Annotated in this window: 13 protein-coding genes and 1 tRNA gene; 1 reads left to right on the forward strand and 13 read right to left on the reverse strand. The window is 67.4% G+C overall.

From position 1 onward, the window contains the following. Positions 1 to 256: 256 nt before the first annotated feature. The 10 genes from nusG to dapE form a co-directional block, all read right to left on the reverse strand. Complete coding sequence (gene nusG, locus BIGA_RS06525) at positions 257 to 1,030, reverse strand: transcription termination/antitermination protein NusG (protein WP_033505355.1); 774 nt, start codon at positions 1,028 to 1,030, stop codon at positions 257 to 259. A gap of 25 nt (positions 1,031 to 1,055) precedes the next feature. Beyond that, positions 1,056 to 1,283: a preprotein translocase subunit SecE gene (secE, locus tag BIGA_RS06530; RefSeq protein WP_033505357.1), complete on the reverse strand. Its 228-nt coding sequence runs from the start codon at positions 1,281 to 1,283 to the stop codon at positions 1,056 to 1,058. Between the two features lie 35 nt (positions 1,284 to 1,318). Next, positions 1,319 to 1,394 (reverse strand) — tRNA-Trp (locus tag BIGA_RS06535). Between the two features lie 152 nt (positions 1,395 to 1,546). Beyond that, a complete protein-coding gene (locus BIGA_RS06540; RefSeq protein WP_033505358.1) occupies positions 1,547 to 2,752 on the reverse strand; it encodes a pyridoxal phosphate-dependent aminotransferase in 1,206 nt (401 codons plus the stop codon). Positions 2,753 to 2,794: 42 nt separating this feature from the next. After that, a complete protein-coding gene (gene proB, locus BIGA_RS06545; RefSeq protein WP_033505512.1) occupies positions 2,795 to 3,928 on the reverse strand; it encodes a glutamate 5-kinase in 1,134 nt (377 codons plus the stop codon). A 27-nt stretch (positions 3,929 to 3,955) separates the two neighbouring features. Beyond that, on the reverse strand, positions 3,956 to 5,641 hold the full coding sequence (gene obgE, locus BIGA_RS06550; protein ID WP_033505360.1) for a GTPase ObgE: 1,686 nt from the start codon (positions 5,639 to 5,641) through the stop codon (positions 3,956 to 3,958). Positions 5,642 to 5,745: 104 nt separating this feature from the next. Continuing rightward, the gene (gene rpmA, locus BIGA_RS06555) at positions 5,746 to 5,997 is read right to left on the reverse strand and encodes a 50S ribosomal protein L27 (protein WP_033505362.1); all 252 of its coding nucleotides are present in this window, start codon (positions 5,995 to 5,997) and stop codon (positions 5,746 to 5,748) included. 33 nt (positions 5,998 to 6,030) lie between these two features. Continuing rightward, positions 6,031 to 6,339 carry a 50S ribosomal protein L21 gene (gene rplU, locus BIGA_RS06560; protein ID WP_033505364.1) on the reverse strand — a complete coding sequence of 103 codons (309 nt, stop codon included), beginning with the start codon at positions 6,337 to 6,339 and terminating at the stop codon, positions 6,031 to 6,033. A 139-nt stretch (positions 6,340 to 6,478) separates the two neighbouring features. Then, on the reverse strand, positions 6,479 to 9,178 hold the full coding sequence (locus tag BIGA_RS06565; RefSeq protein WP_033505514.1) for an Rne/Rng family ribonuclease: 2,700 nt from the start codon (positions 9,176 to 9,178) through the stop codon (positions 6,479 to 6,481). A gap of 304 nt (positions 9,179 to 9,482) precedes the next feature. After that, positions 9,483 to 10,640, reverse strand: coding sequence for a succinyl-diaminopimelate desuccinylase (dapE, locus tag BIGA_RS06570; protein WP_237744086.1), 1,158 nt, complete (start codon positions 10,638 to 10,640; stop codon positions 9,483 to 9,485). Positions 10,641 to 10,992: 352 nt separating this feature from the next. Here dapE and BIGA_RS06575 point away from each other — a divergent pair, with 352 nt between their 5' ends. Further along, positions 10,993 to 11,934, forward strand: a complete 942-nt coding sequence (locus BIGA_RS06575; RefSeq protein ID WP_033505366.1) for an AEC family transporter — start codon at positions 10,993 to 10,995, stop codon at positions 11,932 to 11,934. A gap of 12 nt (positions 11,935 to 11,946) precedes the next feature. On the opposite strand, the gene BIGA_RS06580 is transcribed toward BIGA_RS06575, so the two are convergent. The 3 genes from BIGA_RS06580 to BIGA_RS06590 form a co-directional block, all read right to left on the reverse strand. Continuing rightward, complete coding sequence (locus tag BIGA_RS06580) at positions 11,947 to 13,407, reverse strand: FtsX-like permease family protein (protein ID WP_033505368.1); 1,461 nt, start codon at positions 13,405 to 13,407, stop codon at positions 11,947 to 11,949. Continuing rightward, positions 13,404 to 14,249 carry an ABC transporter ATP-binding protein gene (locus BIGA_RS06585; RefSeq protein ID WP_051917146.1) on the reverse strand — a complete coding sequence of 282 codons (846 nt, stop codon included), beginning with the start codon at positions 14,247 to 14,249 and terminating at the stop codon, positions 13,404 to 13,406. The genes BIGA_RS06580 and BIGA_RS06585 overlap by 4 nt, the downstream gene beginning before the upstream one ends. Positions 14,250 to 14,435: 186 nt before the next feature. Further along, positions 14,436 to 15,173 (reverse strand): ribonuclease HII, encoded by a 738-nt coding sequence (locus BIGA_RS06590; RefSeq protein WP_033505370.1) that lies wholly within the window; start codon positions 15,171 to 15,173, stop codon positions 14,436 to 14,438. Positions 15,174 to 15,195: the final 22 nt, after the last annotated feature.

Raw genomic sequence — 15,195 nt, forward strand, 5'->3', positions numbered from 1 at the left:
CAAGCTTTCCCATTATGCCGCCCCTGTCGGACATTCCCCACGTCCTCTCCCCTTCCCGGACTCTGATCCATCGTGACCGTGATGCATGATCACAATCCTTGGAATTCCGCCGTTCTTCGACTTGGATCAGAGTCACGATGCATCAGAGTCCGGAACGAAAGAAGAGTCCGGGAAGGAAGGCGGCCGGGAAGGAGGGTTGCGGGAGGGCTTGAATACGGGAAAACCCCGCCGGAGCGGGGTTTTCTCATCACGAATGTCAGTTGAGCTTCTCGACCTGGTCGAAGCCCAGCTCGACCGGCGTATCGCGCCCGAAGATGGACACGAGCACGGTGAGCTTCTGCGTGGTCGGCTCCACGTCGGACACCACGGCGGCCATAGTGGCGAACGGGCCGTCGGTGACGGTGACCTGGTCGCCCACGACATACGAGACCTCGACCGTGCGCTTCTTGGCGGCGGCGGGCTTGTCGCCGGCCTTCTTCAGCGCCTCGGAGGCGATCATCGGGGCCATCATCGCCACGACTTCCTTGCGACTCAGCGGCGCCGGATCCTTGGTCGGTCCGACGAAGCCGGTCACGCCCTCGGTCTCGCGCACGATGCGGCGGGCGTCCTCATCCGGCCACATGCGAATCAGCACGTATCCGGGCACACGCACGCGGGTGATGACCTTCTTGCCCTTGTCGGTGTGCTTCTCGACCTCCTCCATCGGCACCTCGACCTGGAAGATCTTGTCCTCCAGCCCGAAGCTGGCCACACGGGACTCCACATTGGTCTTCACGCGCTTCTCATAGCCGGAGTAGGTATGCAGCACATACCACTTGCCTTCCAGCGTGCGCAGGCTCTTGGAGAACTCCTCAACGGCCTTGGCGCCGGGGTCGAGCTCCTCGTCGGCGGATTCGCCGGCGTCCTCGGCAGCCTCCTCAACAGGTGCCGCCTCCACGGGCTGCGGCTCGGCGTCCTGGACCGACTCCTCGCCGGTTTCGGGAACGTCGGGCAGCTCGTCGAGATTGTCGAGATTCACTTCGTCAGTCATGCATTCACCTTCAGATCGGGATCAATCAGCCGAACATCCACAGCATGAGCTTGCCCAGGCCGAGATCCATACCGGTCACGATTGCCATCAGGAAGAGCACGAACACCAGCACGGCCAGAGCCCAGAAGAACAGCTCCTTGCTGGTCGGGGTCACCACCTTGCGCATCTCATCGACGATCTGCTTGATGAACATGCCGATGCGCATGAAGACATTCGGCTTCTTGGCTTGTGCGCTGATGCTTTTCTTCGCCATATCCGTCCTTCGTCTTCGGCTTGCAGTGGAAATCTTGGCAGGGACGGCGGGACTCGAACCCACAACCTACGGTTTTGGAGACCGTTGCGCTACCAATTGCGCCACATCCCTAGGTGAACTCTGCCCATGGTAGCAAATACCTGCCGACCAGCGGGCAAAACCGCCAAAACGCAATAATAGCGGTTCCCGTCGATTTCGTCCACCCACCGGTGTTCGCTCGCCGATAAACCGCTATTTTCCGCCGTTTGCTCCGGTGTGTCCTCTCAGCCCACCCAGGCCTGGAACCGGCGCATGCCCTCGGCCAGCTGGTCGTCCGCCAGCGCGTAGGAGAAGCGCAGGTAGCCGGGGGCGCCGAACGCCTCGCCGGGCACCGCCGCCACATGGGCCTCATCCAGCAGCATGGCGGCCAGCTCGGCCGAGCTCGTGGCCACCGAACCGTTGACACCGAGCGGTCGGTTCAGCAGGCCGGAGACATCGGCGAACGCGTAGAACGCGCCGGTCGGCGTCGGGCAATGCACGCCGTCGATGGCGTTCAATGCGGCCACGATGGCCTTGCGGCGCACGTCGAAGGCCTCACGCATGGCGTAGACGGCGTCCAAATCACCGCCCACGGCGGCGATGGCGGCGCGCTGCGACACATTCGCCACGTTGGAGGTCATATGCCCCTGCAGCTTGGCGGCGGCCTTGGCCACCGGCTCGGGGGCCACCAGCCAGCCGACGCGCCAGCCGGTCATGGCGTAGGTCTTGGCCACGCCGTTGAGCACGATCAGCTGGTCGCGCACCTCGGGCACCACCTGGCCGATATACGAGGTCCGGGCACCGTCATAGTTGAGGTGCTCGTAGATCTCGTCGGAGACCACCCACACATGGTGCTCCACGGCCCACCGCCCGATCGCCTCGATGGTCTCACGGCTCCACACGGCGCCGGTCGGGTTCGACGGGGAGGTGACGATGATGGCGCGGGTCCGGGCGGTGCGGGCCGCCTCGATGGCGTCGATATCCGGCTCGAAGGAGCGGTCGGCGCCGGCGAACACCTCGACCGGTACGCCGCCGGCCAGTTTGACGGCCTCGGGGTAGCTGGTCCAGTACGGCGTGGGGATGATCACCTCGTCGCCGTCATTGAGCAGGATCTGGAACGCCTCGTAGACGGCCTGCTTGCCGCCGTTGGTCACCACCACCTGTTCGGGGGTCACCTCGTAGCCGGAGTCGCGCAGCATCTTGCGGGCGATGGCCTCACGCAGCTCGGGCAGGCCCGGGGTCGGCGTGTACCGGTGGTTACGCGGGTCGCGGCACGCCTCGGCGGCGGCCTCGACCACATAGTCCGGGGTCGGGAAGTTCGGCTCGCCGGCGCCGAAGCCGATGACGTCGACGCCCGCCGCCTTCATGGCCTTGGCCTTGGAATCCACGGCCAGCGTGGCGCTCGGCGCCACATTGTTGATACGATCGCTCAGGGTCTGCCAGTCTGCCATAGTCATGGCTCCCATGCTAGCCCCACGCGCAGAGAACCGCCGCTATACGAGCACCAGATTGTCGCGGTGGATCAGCGGATGCGCGTACGCCTCGCCGAGGAATCGCCGCAGCTGGTCCGTATTGCGCCCCAGCATCTGCGGAATCTCCTCGGAATCGTATCCGGACAATCCACGCGCCAGATGCGTGCCGTCCTCGGCGTCCACCCACACCGGGTCGCCGGCGGAGAACTCCCCGCGCGCCTCCAATGCGCCGGCCGCCAGTAGGCTGGCCCGTCCGCCGCGTACGGCGCGTGCGGCGCCGTCGTCGACCACGATCGTCCCTCGGGGTTCCGCCGCGAATCCAATCCACAGCCGACGCGAGGAGCCGCGGTCGTGCACCGGGGCGAACACGGTGCCGACCGGGTCGCCCATCATCGCCGGCCCCGCGTTCGCGGCGCTGGTCAGTACGACGGGCACGCCGGAGACCGCGGCGATCCGCGCCGCCTCCAGCTTGGTGACCATGCCGCCGGTGCCGACGCCGGAGGTGCTGCCGCCCACGGTCACGTCCCGCAGGGCCGCGATCACGTCGGGCACGTACCCGATGCGTCGCGCGTCCGGACGACCGGGCGGCGCGGTGTACAGCGCGTCCACGTCGGTGAGCAGGACGAGCGCGTCGGCGCGCACGATGTTGGCCACCAGCGCGGAAAGGCGGTCGTTGTCGCCGAACCGGATCTCGTTGCTGGCCAGCGCGTCGTTCTCGTTGACGATCGGCACGACGCCGAGGTCCAGCAACCGTTCGAGCGTGCGCCGGGCGTTGCGGTACTGCGCGGCGCGGATTGTGTCCTCCGCGGTGATGAGAATCTGGCCCACGCGGATGCCGTACCGCGCGAACGCGGTCTCGTAGCGCGCCATCAGCAGCCCCTGACCCACCGAGGCGGCGGCCTGCTGGGTGGCCACGTCGCGCGGGCGTTCGGCGAAGCCGAGCGGGCCGAATCCGGCCGCGATGGCGCCCGAGGAGACCAGCACGATGCGCGCGCCCGACAACACGTTGGCCGCCACGGACGCCACCAGGGCCTCCAGCTTGGCGGCGTCCAGATGGCCGGACGGCCGCGTCAGCGAACTGGACCCGACCTTGACCACCATCGTCTGCGCCTGCGCGACGGACCGGCGTACCTGTGCCTGACTCGGTGTGGACACCATCACTCCTTAGCGTTGCTCACGCGGCTACTCGTCGATGTCCTCGACATCCTCGCCACGGCCGAACAGGCTCTGCTCGTCGTGGGGATCGTCGTTGACGCTCGGATCGGCCCAGTGCCCGGCGGCGCGTTCCGCCATCATCGCCTCGCGCACGGCCTGGCGTGCGTCCATCATCTCGTGGTACTGGCGGCGGCGTTCGGCGTTCGTGCGGCGGCGGGTGCGGTTGTCGTTCTCCTCCAGACGCAGGTCCTTGCCGCGCGCGCCCAGCTGGGCGCCGTCGAGCATCTCCGCGCCGGCGGCGATGGTCGGGTCCCAGTCGAATGCCACGGCCCGGCTGCCGCGGCCGATGCGCACCTCGTCGCCCGGCTTGGCGCCCTGCCGGCGCAGCTCATCCTCCACGCCCAGCTTGGCCAGACGATCGGCCAGGTAGCCGACGGCCTCGTCGTTGTCGAAGTTCGTCTGCGTCACCCAGCGTTCCGGCTTGGCGCCGCTGACCGTGTACCAGAAATCGCCGTTGGCGTCCTCCTGGCGTTCCACGGTGAAGTCGATGCCGGGGCCGGAGGCGTCCTGGCCGCGCCGGCGGCGGGCCGGCTGTTCCAGCGGCCTGATGACCACACGCTCGGCCTCCTGCGCCTGCTCGCGTTTGGCGACCTGCTCGCGCATCCGCGCCACCATATCGGCCAGCGCGAAGTTCAGCTCCTTCAAGCCCGCATGCGAGGCCGTGGAGATCGGGAACACCTTCAGGCCCATCGCCTCGAACTCCGGGCGGACGAACTCGGCGAGCTCCTTGGCCTCCGGCACATCCACCTTGTTGAGGATGATGATGCGGGGGCGTTCCGGGATCGGGATCGCGCCCAGCGGCAGCTCCAGCTTGTCGGCGTATTCGGCCAGCTCGTGCTCAAGCGCCTCGTAGTCGGAGATCGGGTCGCGGTCCGGCTCCAGCGTGGCGCAGTCGATGACGTGGGCGATGATCTCGGTGCGCTCGATGTGGCGCAGGAACTCCAAGCCCAGGCCCTTGCCCTCGGAGGCGCCCGGGATCAGGCCGGGCACGTCCGCGATCGTGTAGCGGCGGTCGCCGGCCATGACCACGCCCAGGTTCGGCACCAGCGTGGTGAACGGGTAGTCCGCGATCTTCGGCTTGGCGGCGCTCATGGCGGCCACCAGGCTCGACTTGCCGGCGCTCGGGAACCCCACCAGCGCCACGTCGGCGATGGACTTGAGTTCCAGGATCACGTCGCGTTCCTCGCCCGGTTCGCCGAGCAGCGCGAAGCCCGGGGCGCGGCGCGTCTTGTTGGCCAGGGCGATGTTGCCCAGACCGCCGGCGCCGCCCGCCGCGGCCACGAACCGGTCGCCGTCATGGCGCAGGTCGGCCAGTTGTTCGCCGGGCCTCTTCGGCGAGCCCTGGGCCCCGCGCGCCTCGAAGATCACCGTGCCCACCGGCACCGGCAGGATCAGGTCATCCCCCTTGGACCCGTCCTTGTTATCCCCCATGCCCATCGTACCGTTGCCCGCCGAGCGGTGCGGCATGAACCGGTAGTCCAACAGGCTGTTGGCGTTCTGGTCGGCCACGAAGACGACGGAACCGCCGTCGCCGCCATTGCCGCCGTTCGGGCCGGCCAACGGCTTGTACTTCTCACGGCGGATGCCGGCCGAACCGTTACCGCCGTCGCCGCCCTTGACATGGACGACCACACGATCCACAAAATCACTCATAGCTGCCTACCTTACCGTGTGCCCCTGCCCGCGGCCGAGGATACGAAAAACCGCATCCCGTGAACGCGGGATGCGGCCTCAAACGAAATAGCGCGCCTGGAATCTCAGGCGGACACCACGTCGACGACCTTGCGGTCACGACGCACGCCGAAGCGCACGTTGCCGTCGGTCAGGGCGAACAGGGTGTGATCCTTGCCCATGCCGACGTTCTGGCCCGGGTGGAAGTTGGTGCCACGCTGGCGAACGATGATGTTGCCGGCGATAACCGACTCGCCGCCGAACTTCTTGACGCCGAGGTACTGCGGGTTCGAGTCGCGACCGTTGCGCGAGCTGGAAGCGCCCTTCTTATGTGCCATGTCTGTTCCTTTCGGTTCTGACCTGTCAGCGGATCAGGCGATAGCCGTGATCTTGACGATGGTCTGCTGCTGACGATGGCCCTTGCGACGGGTGACGCCAGTCTTGTTCTTGTACTTCATGATGTTGATCTTCGGACCCTTGGCAGAGTCGTTGACCACTTCCGCCTTGACGGAGATCTTGGCGAGATCCTTGGCACCGAGGGTGACCTTGGCACCGTCAACCACGAGGGCGACCGGGAACTCCACGGTATCGCCGACCTTCGCATCGAGACGGTTCACCACGATGACGTCACCGACCTCGACCTTCTCCTGATGGCCACCGGCCTTCACAATCGCGTACATAATCCGTTCCTTGCTAGTTTTTTGGAAGCTGTTCTGTCCGGCACGGCAAAGCGTCTCAGCCAGACACCGACTATCTAATCTACACCGACCCATGTACGAGCGCAAGCAGACGAGTCGTGCGTGTCAACTCGACACGCCGTCACTCCTCCGTGCTGGCCGCCACGGCGGCCGCGGCGATCTGGGCGAGCTTGGCCTTGACGTCCGGCGAGGAACCCTGCGGCATCTGCACCTGCGTGCCCTGGCCGTGCTTGTTCGTCTTGACGAACGGGTCGCCGCCCTTCAGGGCGTACGGGTCGTCGAAGTCCGCGGACACGGTCGGCTCGTCATGCAGGATGAAGCCGCGGCCCTTGCAGGTCGGGCACTCCTCGGAGAAGGCCTCCACCAGACCCTGGCCGATGCGCTTGCGCGTCATCTGCACCAGACCCAGCGAGGTGACCTCGGCCACCTGGTGCTTGGTGCGGTCGCGCGCCAGGCATTCGACCAGCCGGCGCAGCACCAGGTCGCGGTTCGCGGGCATGACCATATCCACGTAGTCGATCATGACCATGCCGCCGATATCACGCAGGCGCAGCTGGCGGGCGATCTCCTCGGACGCCTCCAGGTTGCAACGGGTGACCGTCTCCTCCAGGCTCTTGCCGCGGCCGATGAACCGGCCGGTGTTCACGTCGATCGTGGTCATGGCCTCGGTGCGGTCGATGACGATCGAACCGCCCGACGGCAGGTAGACCTGACGCTCCATTCCCTTGCGGAGCTGGGAGTCGATCTGCCACTTGTCGAACACGTCCTTGCCCTCGTGCTCGGCCGGGTCCCACTTCTCCAGCTTGCCCTTCAGGTCGGGGGCCATCGTGTCCAGGTACTCCTCGATGCGCGCGTACACCTTGTCGCCCTCGACGATCATCTTGCTGAAGTCGTCGTTGAAGATGTCGCGCACGACGCGGATCGCCACATCCGGCTCGCCCTGCAGGAGCTTGGGGCGCTTGCCGTGCAGGAACTCGTCGCGCTTGGCGGTGATGCGCTCCCACTGGTGCACGAGGTTCTCGAGGTCCTTGACGATCGCCTCCTCGGAGGCGCCCTCGGCCGCGGTACGGATGATCACGCCCATATCCTTCGGGGCGATCTTCGAGACGATGCCCTTGAGACGGCTGCGCTCGCGCTCGGACAGCTTGCGGCTGACGCCGGTCATACCGCCGGAAGGCACCAGCACCAGGAAGCGGCCGGCCAGCGTGACCTGCGAGGTCAGGCGCGCGCCCTTGTGGCCAATCGGATCCTTGGTGACCTGCACCAGCACCGGGTCGCCGGACTTGAACGCCAGCTCGATGCGGCGCGGCTGGCCCTCCAGACGCGTGGAGTCCCAGTTCACCTCGCCGGCGTACAGCACGCCGTTGCGGGCCTGGCCGATGTCCACGAACGCGGCCTCCATGCTCGGCAGCACGTTCTGCACGCGGCCGAGATAGATGTTGCCGACGGTCGCCACCTCCTGGATGTCGGAGACGTAATGCTCGACCAGCACGTTGTCCTCGATCACCGAGATCTGCGTATGACGCTCGCGCTCGCGCACCACCATCAGGCGTTCCACGTTCTCGCGGCGGGCCAGGAAATCCTGCTCCATCAGCTGGTTCTGGCGGCTGCGCTCGCGGCGGTTGTCGCGGCGGCGCTGCTTCTTGGCCTCCAGACGGGTCGAACCCTCCACATCGGTGATCTCGTCGATGTACTGCTGCTTGCGCGAACGGCGGGTCAGCGGCTGCTCCTGCTCGTCCGAGGACTTGGCCCCGCGGCGACGGCGGCGACGGCGCGTGACGGTCTGCTCCTCGTCATCCTCATCCTCGCGGGAGGACTCACGGGGATGCTCCTCATGCTCCTCGCGCGACCGCTCGTCGTTCGCACGATCCTCGCGGTTGCCGCCGCGCGAGCGGCGACGGCGACGACGCGTCGTCCCCTCCTCCTCGTCGTCGGATTTGGCGGGGCGCTCCTCGTCGATCGGCAGATACGTGATCTCGTCGAGTTCGAGGTCCTCCTCGATCTGCTCGACCTCGGCCGCGGCGCGACGCTCCTGGGCGTTCAGACGGCGCGAACGACGCGACGAACGCGTCGGCTCCTCGTCGGCGGCATCGGCGCCCTCCCGCTCCTCGGCACGCGGTTCCTCGCGATCGCGGCGCGTATCGGGCTCCTCCTCGCGGCTGCGGGAACGACGCCGACGCGACAGGCGCGGCTCGTCCTCCTCACGCTCCTCGGCCTCGTCGCGGCGCGCGTCACGCTCATCCTCACGGCTGCGGGCGCGGCGCGAACGGGTACGGCGAGAGGCGGGACGCTCGTCCTCGTCCTCCTCACGGTCGTCATCGTCACGCTCGACGGGGCGCGGGCGCAGCTCCGGCAGCACCGGCTCCTGGAACAGCAACGACGTCATCGGACGCGGATGGCGACGCGACTCATGGCCCTCCGGCAACGACTCGACCGCGTCGAGCGCACGGGCGTCGCCGGACGGGTCGTCGAACGGCGATTGGAAGACGCGCTCGGTCCCGCGGCGCTCGGCAGTACCGGCGGCACGGCGCGAACGACGACGCGGCGCCACCTGCTCCTCCTCGTCATGGGACGGCGCAGGCTCCGGCTTGGGCTCCTGGTGGCTCGGCAGATGCGGCTCCTCGAACAGCGGCATCGAATGATCCTGCACCTGCAGCGCCACGGTGGCGCCGGCCGCACCCACCTCACGGGTGACGCGGCGTCCGCGACGGCGGCGCGGCGGGGTCGCCGGTTCGGACGGCGCTTCGGATGCCGATGTTTCCGACAATGACTGATCAACGGTTTCGTTCTCGTCGAAACCCTCACGGTTCGCTCTGGGCACAATGCTCCTCACGACGCGCTGCACCACGTCGCCTTAGTCCGGCCCGCCGCGGCTGTCACCCCACGCTCTCACCGTGGTCGCGCGCAATCGCGCACCGCACAGGCTCATCCTGCAAAAGTCTCTGCTGCTCGATGGCGGACACCGGCGCTCGCGGAACACTCACGCGAGGGGATCGACGCCATCTCCAGGCTTCGGTGGTGGTGTGCAGAACCACCATCCATAAGTATGACACACTTTTTGCCGACCGTTTACCCCGCATTGGTTTTCAGGCGCGTCGGCCCCCAATCCGACGCGCCTGATGCGATCAGCCGAGCCAGTCGCGCAGGATGCCGGCCATCAGCGTCAGGTCGCTTTCCGGCACCTGCTCGTCGTGCTTGTGCGCGAGCAGCGGGTCGCCGGCGCCCATGTTGACGGCGGGGATGCCGAGCGCGGCGAAACGGGCCACATCGGTCCAACCGAGCTTGGCCACCGGTTCGCGGCCGGTACGTTCCCGGACCAGGCCGACCAGCGACTGGGCCAGCGGATCGTCCAGGCCGGGGCGGGCGGACGGCGATTCGTCCTTCATCTCGATGCCGAAGCCCTCGAACACGCCGCCGGTGGCCGTATGCTCGCCGTTGTTCAGCTCCGCGCCGGCGTCCGCGCCCATCATCAGCGCCTTGGCCTGGCGGATGTCCTTGTCCGGGGCGAAACGGTAGTTCACATGGATGCGGCACTCGTCCGGGATCACGTTCGTGCCGTTGCCGCCGGAGATCAGCGTGGCGTTCAGGCCCTCGCGGTATTCCAGACCGTCCACGGTGATGGCCTGCGGCTCATAGGCGTTGAGACGCGCGAGCGCCTCGCCGGCCTTGTGGATGGCGTTCTCCCCCATCCACGCGCGTGCCGAGTGCGCGGCCACGCCGTGAGACACCACGTCGAAGCGCATCGTGCCGTTGCAGCCGCCCTCGATGCCGCAGTTCGTCGGCTCGCCGATGATCGCGAAATCACCCTGGATCCATTCAGGGTGTGCCTGAACCACCTTGCGCAGGCCGTTCTTCTCGGCCACAACCTCCTCATGGTCGTAGAACACGTAGGTCAGATCGACCTTCGGTTCGGTCAGTGTGGCCGCCAGATACAGCAACGCCGCGTCGGAAGCCTTCATATCGGTGGCGCCGCGCCCCCACATCACACGCTCGTCCGGATGCGCGGCGGCGATCTCCCCGCGGATCGCCGGATCGCCGGACTCCAGCCAGCGCGGCGGGAAGTTGTCGATCACCGGCACCGTATCCAGATGCCCGCACAGGATCACCCTGCGCTCGCGGCCCAGATCGGTCGAGGCCACCAGCGTATCGCCGTGCCTGCGGACCGTCAGATGCGGCTGGCGGCGCAGGAACCGCTCCACCATGTCGGTCAACGGCCCCTCGTCGTCGCTCACCGAATACACGGCCATGATCTGTTCCATCAGCGCGGCCAACGCCTCTTCCATCGTGGCATCCGGCGCGAACCCGATCTCCGCCGGCGTCTCGATCGCCGCGGCCTGCATCATCTCATCACTCATGTCCCCCAGCCTACCCGCTCCCATCCCGATAATCGACGCTCCCGGATTATTACGGACTCTGCGACATCGTGACTGTGATACAAGTCCCCAAAACGTTGATATTTCGCCAACGCTCCAACTCCTCCCACAGTCACGATGTCGCACGGTCCGAACAAGGCCGGGAGTGTCGTGCGGCGCGATGTGAGACGGGAACGGTGACGGCCGCACGCCGATGACACACTGGTAACCATATCCGAAACGCCACGCACGAGCGTGATCATGGCACAGGCAAGGAGACGATATGGGACTGCTGAACGCGTTGCAGGGATTCTGCGTCATCGGCATCGTGATCCTTGCCGGATACATCGCGGCCCGGCTGCGCATCGGCGGGTCGAGCGCGCAGATGGTGCTCAATCGTTTCAGCTTCTTCGTGTGCAGCCCCTGCCTGATGTTCGCCATCCTCTCCAAGGAGCCGATCTTCGACATCTTCCATTCGTCGATTGTGGTGGCGTTCGCCTCCGCCATGGCGGTGGGCGTGATCTTCCTGATCGTCAACCGCCTGCACTTCCACATGGATGCGGCCCACGCCACCATCGGTGCGTTGAACTCGCTGTATCTGAACTCCAACAACATCGGCCTGCCGATTGCCACCTACATCCTCGACGATCCGGCGCTGGTGGCGCCGATCCTGGTCATGCAGCAGGCGCTGTTCACACCGGTCGGGCTGACCGTGCTCGATATGGCCACCACCGGCCGCGTGTCGGCCAAGGAGGTGCTGAAGCAGCCCTTCCATCAGCCGATGCTCATCGCCTCGCTGCTCGGCATCGCGGTGTCGGTGGTCTCGGCACAGACCGGCTGGTTCGTCATCCCCGATTTCCTCTACGACCCGATCGACATGATCGGCGACGCCGCGGTGCCGATGATCCTGATGGCCTTCGGCATGTCCCTGCACGGCACCAGGCCGATGCAGGACAGGACCGCGCGCCAGGCCACCGTCACCGTCACCGTGCTCAAGAACCTCGTTATGCCGCTGGTGGCGTTCCTGCTCTCCTACTTCGTAATGGGATTCCGCGGGCCGACGCTGTACGCCTGCGTGGTGCTCGCCGCCCTGCCGACCGGACAGAACGTGTACAACTACGCGGCGCGCTACAACGTCGGCACCACCTTCGCACGCGACGGCATCCTGCTGAGCACGATGACCAGCCCCGTCGTCATCGCCCTGGTCGCCGTGCTGCTGGGCTGATACCCGACCCGATCAGTCGTCGGCGCGGTAGTCGGTCAGGTTCAGGCTGGCGGCCACGCGGTTGGACGCGAACGCACCCACCGACACCAGCGCGAAGCACAGCGCCACGCCGCCGACGAAGCTCAGGATCGTGGCCGGCTGCGTCATCGAGGCCGCGAACAGCGGGAACATGAGCAGCAGCGAGCAGCCGCCCGCCACCACAACCACGGTGGTCAGCGGCGTCAGCACCTCCTTGAACCGCGCACGGTTCAGCGTCTTCACGTCGGTGCCCTCCAACACCAGCATCCGGTATTCGGCCGCCTGGTCGTACACCGAGCCCGCCTGCATCACACCGCAGCTGACCGCGGCCAGCACGGCGGCGAATCCCAGCGTCAGCAGACCGCCGGTGCCGATATCGCGCATCATCGTCACGCCCGGGTCGTCGGCCGGCGGCACGGCGCCGCCCGAGGTCCACGCGCTGGTCGACAGGTATCCGCAGATCGAGGTGATGCCGGCGACGAACACCGCCAACGCCACACCGGAGACGTTGCGCCAGGCGCGCTTCGGGTTGTCGAGGATGCGGCGCATCGCGATCATCGTGGCGGCGTCCTTCGGATGACGGGCCTTGACGCGGGCGCGGGCGGCCACCACCCATACACCCACCAGGTTCACCACCGCGAACACCAGGAAGAAGAACCCGATGACCACCGCGTAGATCATCGCATCGCCCAGGCCGGTCAGCATGGTCGGGTTCGAGAACACCAGGTATGCGGCGGCCACCACGACCAGGAAGATCAGTACACGCCACTTGGCGGGCAGCGGTTCGGCGGCGCGGGACATCACGCCCAGCGGGGTGATCGCCACGCGGCGCAGCGTGATCAGCGCCGAGACCAGCGCCAGCACGGTCACGCCCGCCACCACGGCCACCAGCGCGATCGACCCCACCCACAGCTGTTCGAACGTGAACCGCTGATTCTGGAAGTTCAGCAGCATGATCAACGGCATGATCGCAAAGTATCCAATGATGCCAATCAGTGAACCGACCAACGCCTGGCCGGCCGCGTCGAGCGCGGTCAGTCGCACCACCTGGCCGGTGGTGGCGCCCGCCAAACGCAACGCGGCCAGACGGGTGTCACGGCGGGAGGCCGCCAACCGCGCGGCCGAACCGGCGAGCGCGGCGAACGGCACGACCAGCAGGACGCAGGCGAAGATGGCCAGCACCACGTAGGTCGAGGCCATCTGCGTCATCTGGTCGTCCGCGAGCCGGCGGGAGAACGCCTCGTAGGTGCCGGGCGCGCAGGCGTCGGGACTGAACAGGCAACCGATGGTATGGTCGGCGGAGGCGCGCCAGACGAAACCGTGCAGGCCGCCGAGCACGGTCAGGAAGATCGCGGTGGCGGCGGCAAACGCGATGATGGCGAGCGCTGAGGTGTGCGCGGTCGTGTCGCTGCGGCCGGGGCGGTGGAACAGACGCCAGAGTGCGAAGGTGCTCATCGGGCCACCTCGGTTCCCGCGGCCGGGGTTCGCCCCTGCCAGCTGGGGGCCGACACCACGCGTTCGTCATGCCCGCCGGCGGCACCGGGCAGATCCGCCAGACGCCCGTCCTGCATGGTGATGGTGCGGTCGCAGAAGGCGGCGACGTTCGGGTCGTGCGTGACCACCACCACGGCGGCGCCGTTCGCGCGGCTCGCCTCCATCAGGATCGACATGACCTCGCGCCCGGTGGTCTGGTCGAGTGCACCGGTCGGTTCGTCGGCGAACACCACGGCCGGCTGCACGCACAGGGCGCGGGCGATGGCCACGCGCTGCATCTGCCCGCCGCTCATCTCCCCCGGACGCTGGCCTGCGAGCGCGCGCAAGCCGAGTCGTTCCAGCCACAGGATCGCCGCATCGGTGGCGCGGCGGTAATCCACGCCGCCCAGCATCATCGGCAACGCGATGTTCTCGACCGCCGGCAGTTCGGGCAGCAGCTGGCCGGACTGGAAGACGAAGCCGAAGGCGCTGCGGCGCAGCTTGGTGCGCGCCGCGTCCGGCATGGCGGTCAGGTTCGCGCCACGGAAGGTCACGGTGCCCGCGGTCGGCCGGATGATGCCGGCCAGCGCGTGCAGCAGGGTGGATTTGCCGGAGCCCGAGGGGCCCATGACGGCGACCGATTCGCCCTCGCGTAGGGTGAAGTCGACGTGGTTGAGTGCGAGCGTATGCACGGATGCGGGGCCTGTGCCGGCGGTGCCGTGGTCGGCGGCGGCGCGGACGTTGGCGGCGCCGTAGTCCATGACCAGGTCGGAGGCGTTCAGAATCGCGGAGGCGGGAACGCCGGACGCGTAGTCCGGTCGCATGGCGCCGGTCCGCTCGATATCGGGATTCGCGGTGAATGCTGTGGGGTTCTTGCTTCTCATACCTTGAGGCTACGGCCGCGGCCACGCGCACGGCATCGGGCCGACGGACGATTCCGCGTGACGGTGCCGGCCGGGCTCATCCTTGCGGATTAGGCGGTGTCGCCGTAAGGGAGGAGTCAGTGCCGGTCATTCGCCGGTCAGGTGCCAGCTGGTGCGGTGCAGCGGGGTGGGGCCGAGTTCGGCGATGGCGCGGCGATGCGCGGCGGAACCGTACCCCTTGTTGCGGTCCCACTCATACGGCGCGTACCGCGGATTGCCGCGGGCGATGTCCACCATGAGCCTGTCCCTGGTCACCTTGGCGATGACGGCCGCCGCGGCCACCGTGGCGCAGTGGCGGTCGCCCTTGACCTGGGTGACGACGTGTGCGGGAACCGGCACGTCCGGCGCGTCGAAGGTGTCGAGCGCTTTGGTGATGTAATCGTTGGGCCCGTCGAGAATCGCCCCGACCCGCATCGTCGCCGCGTCCTGGGCAGCAGACACGGCCCGCCCACCGCCGGCAGGCGACATAAGCCCCAGCTGCCGTTCCACGGCGTTGAGCGCGCGCAGGGCCGCGATGCCGAGTGCATGACTGATGCCCCACTCGTCGATCTCACTGTTGCTGGCCTGTCCGACCGCGCTCGCCGCACACCACGCCTGCAGCGGTTCGAACAGCGTCTCGCGGCGTCGTTCCGTCAGCATCTTGGAATCGGCGACACCGTCCGGAACCGCCAGCTCCGGCAGGTCGCAGGCGCGTATCGCCGCGGCGCCGACCATCACCGGACCGGCCAGTGCACCGCGTCCGACCTCGTCGAACCCCACAATCAGACCATACCCCTGTGCGGCCAGTTCCCGTTCCAACTCCAGCGTCGGACTCTCATGCACCATATCTCGCTCCCACCGCGGTAGT

The sequence above is a fragment of the Bifidobacterium pullorum subsp. gallinarum genome, assembly GCF_000741215.1.
Classification (GTDB): Bacteria; Actinomycetota; Actinomycetes; order Actinomycetales; family Bifidobacteriaceae; genus Bifidobacterium; species Bifidobacterium pullorum_B.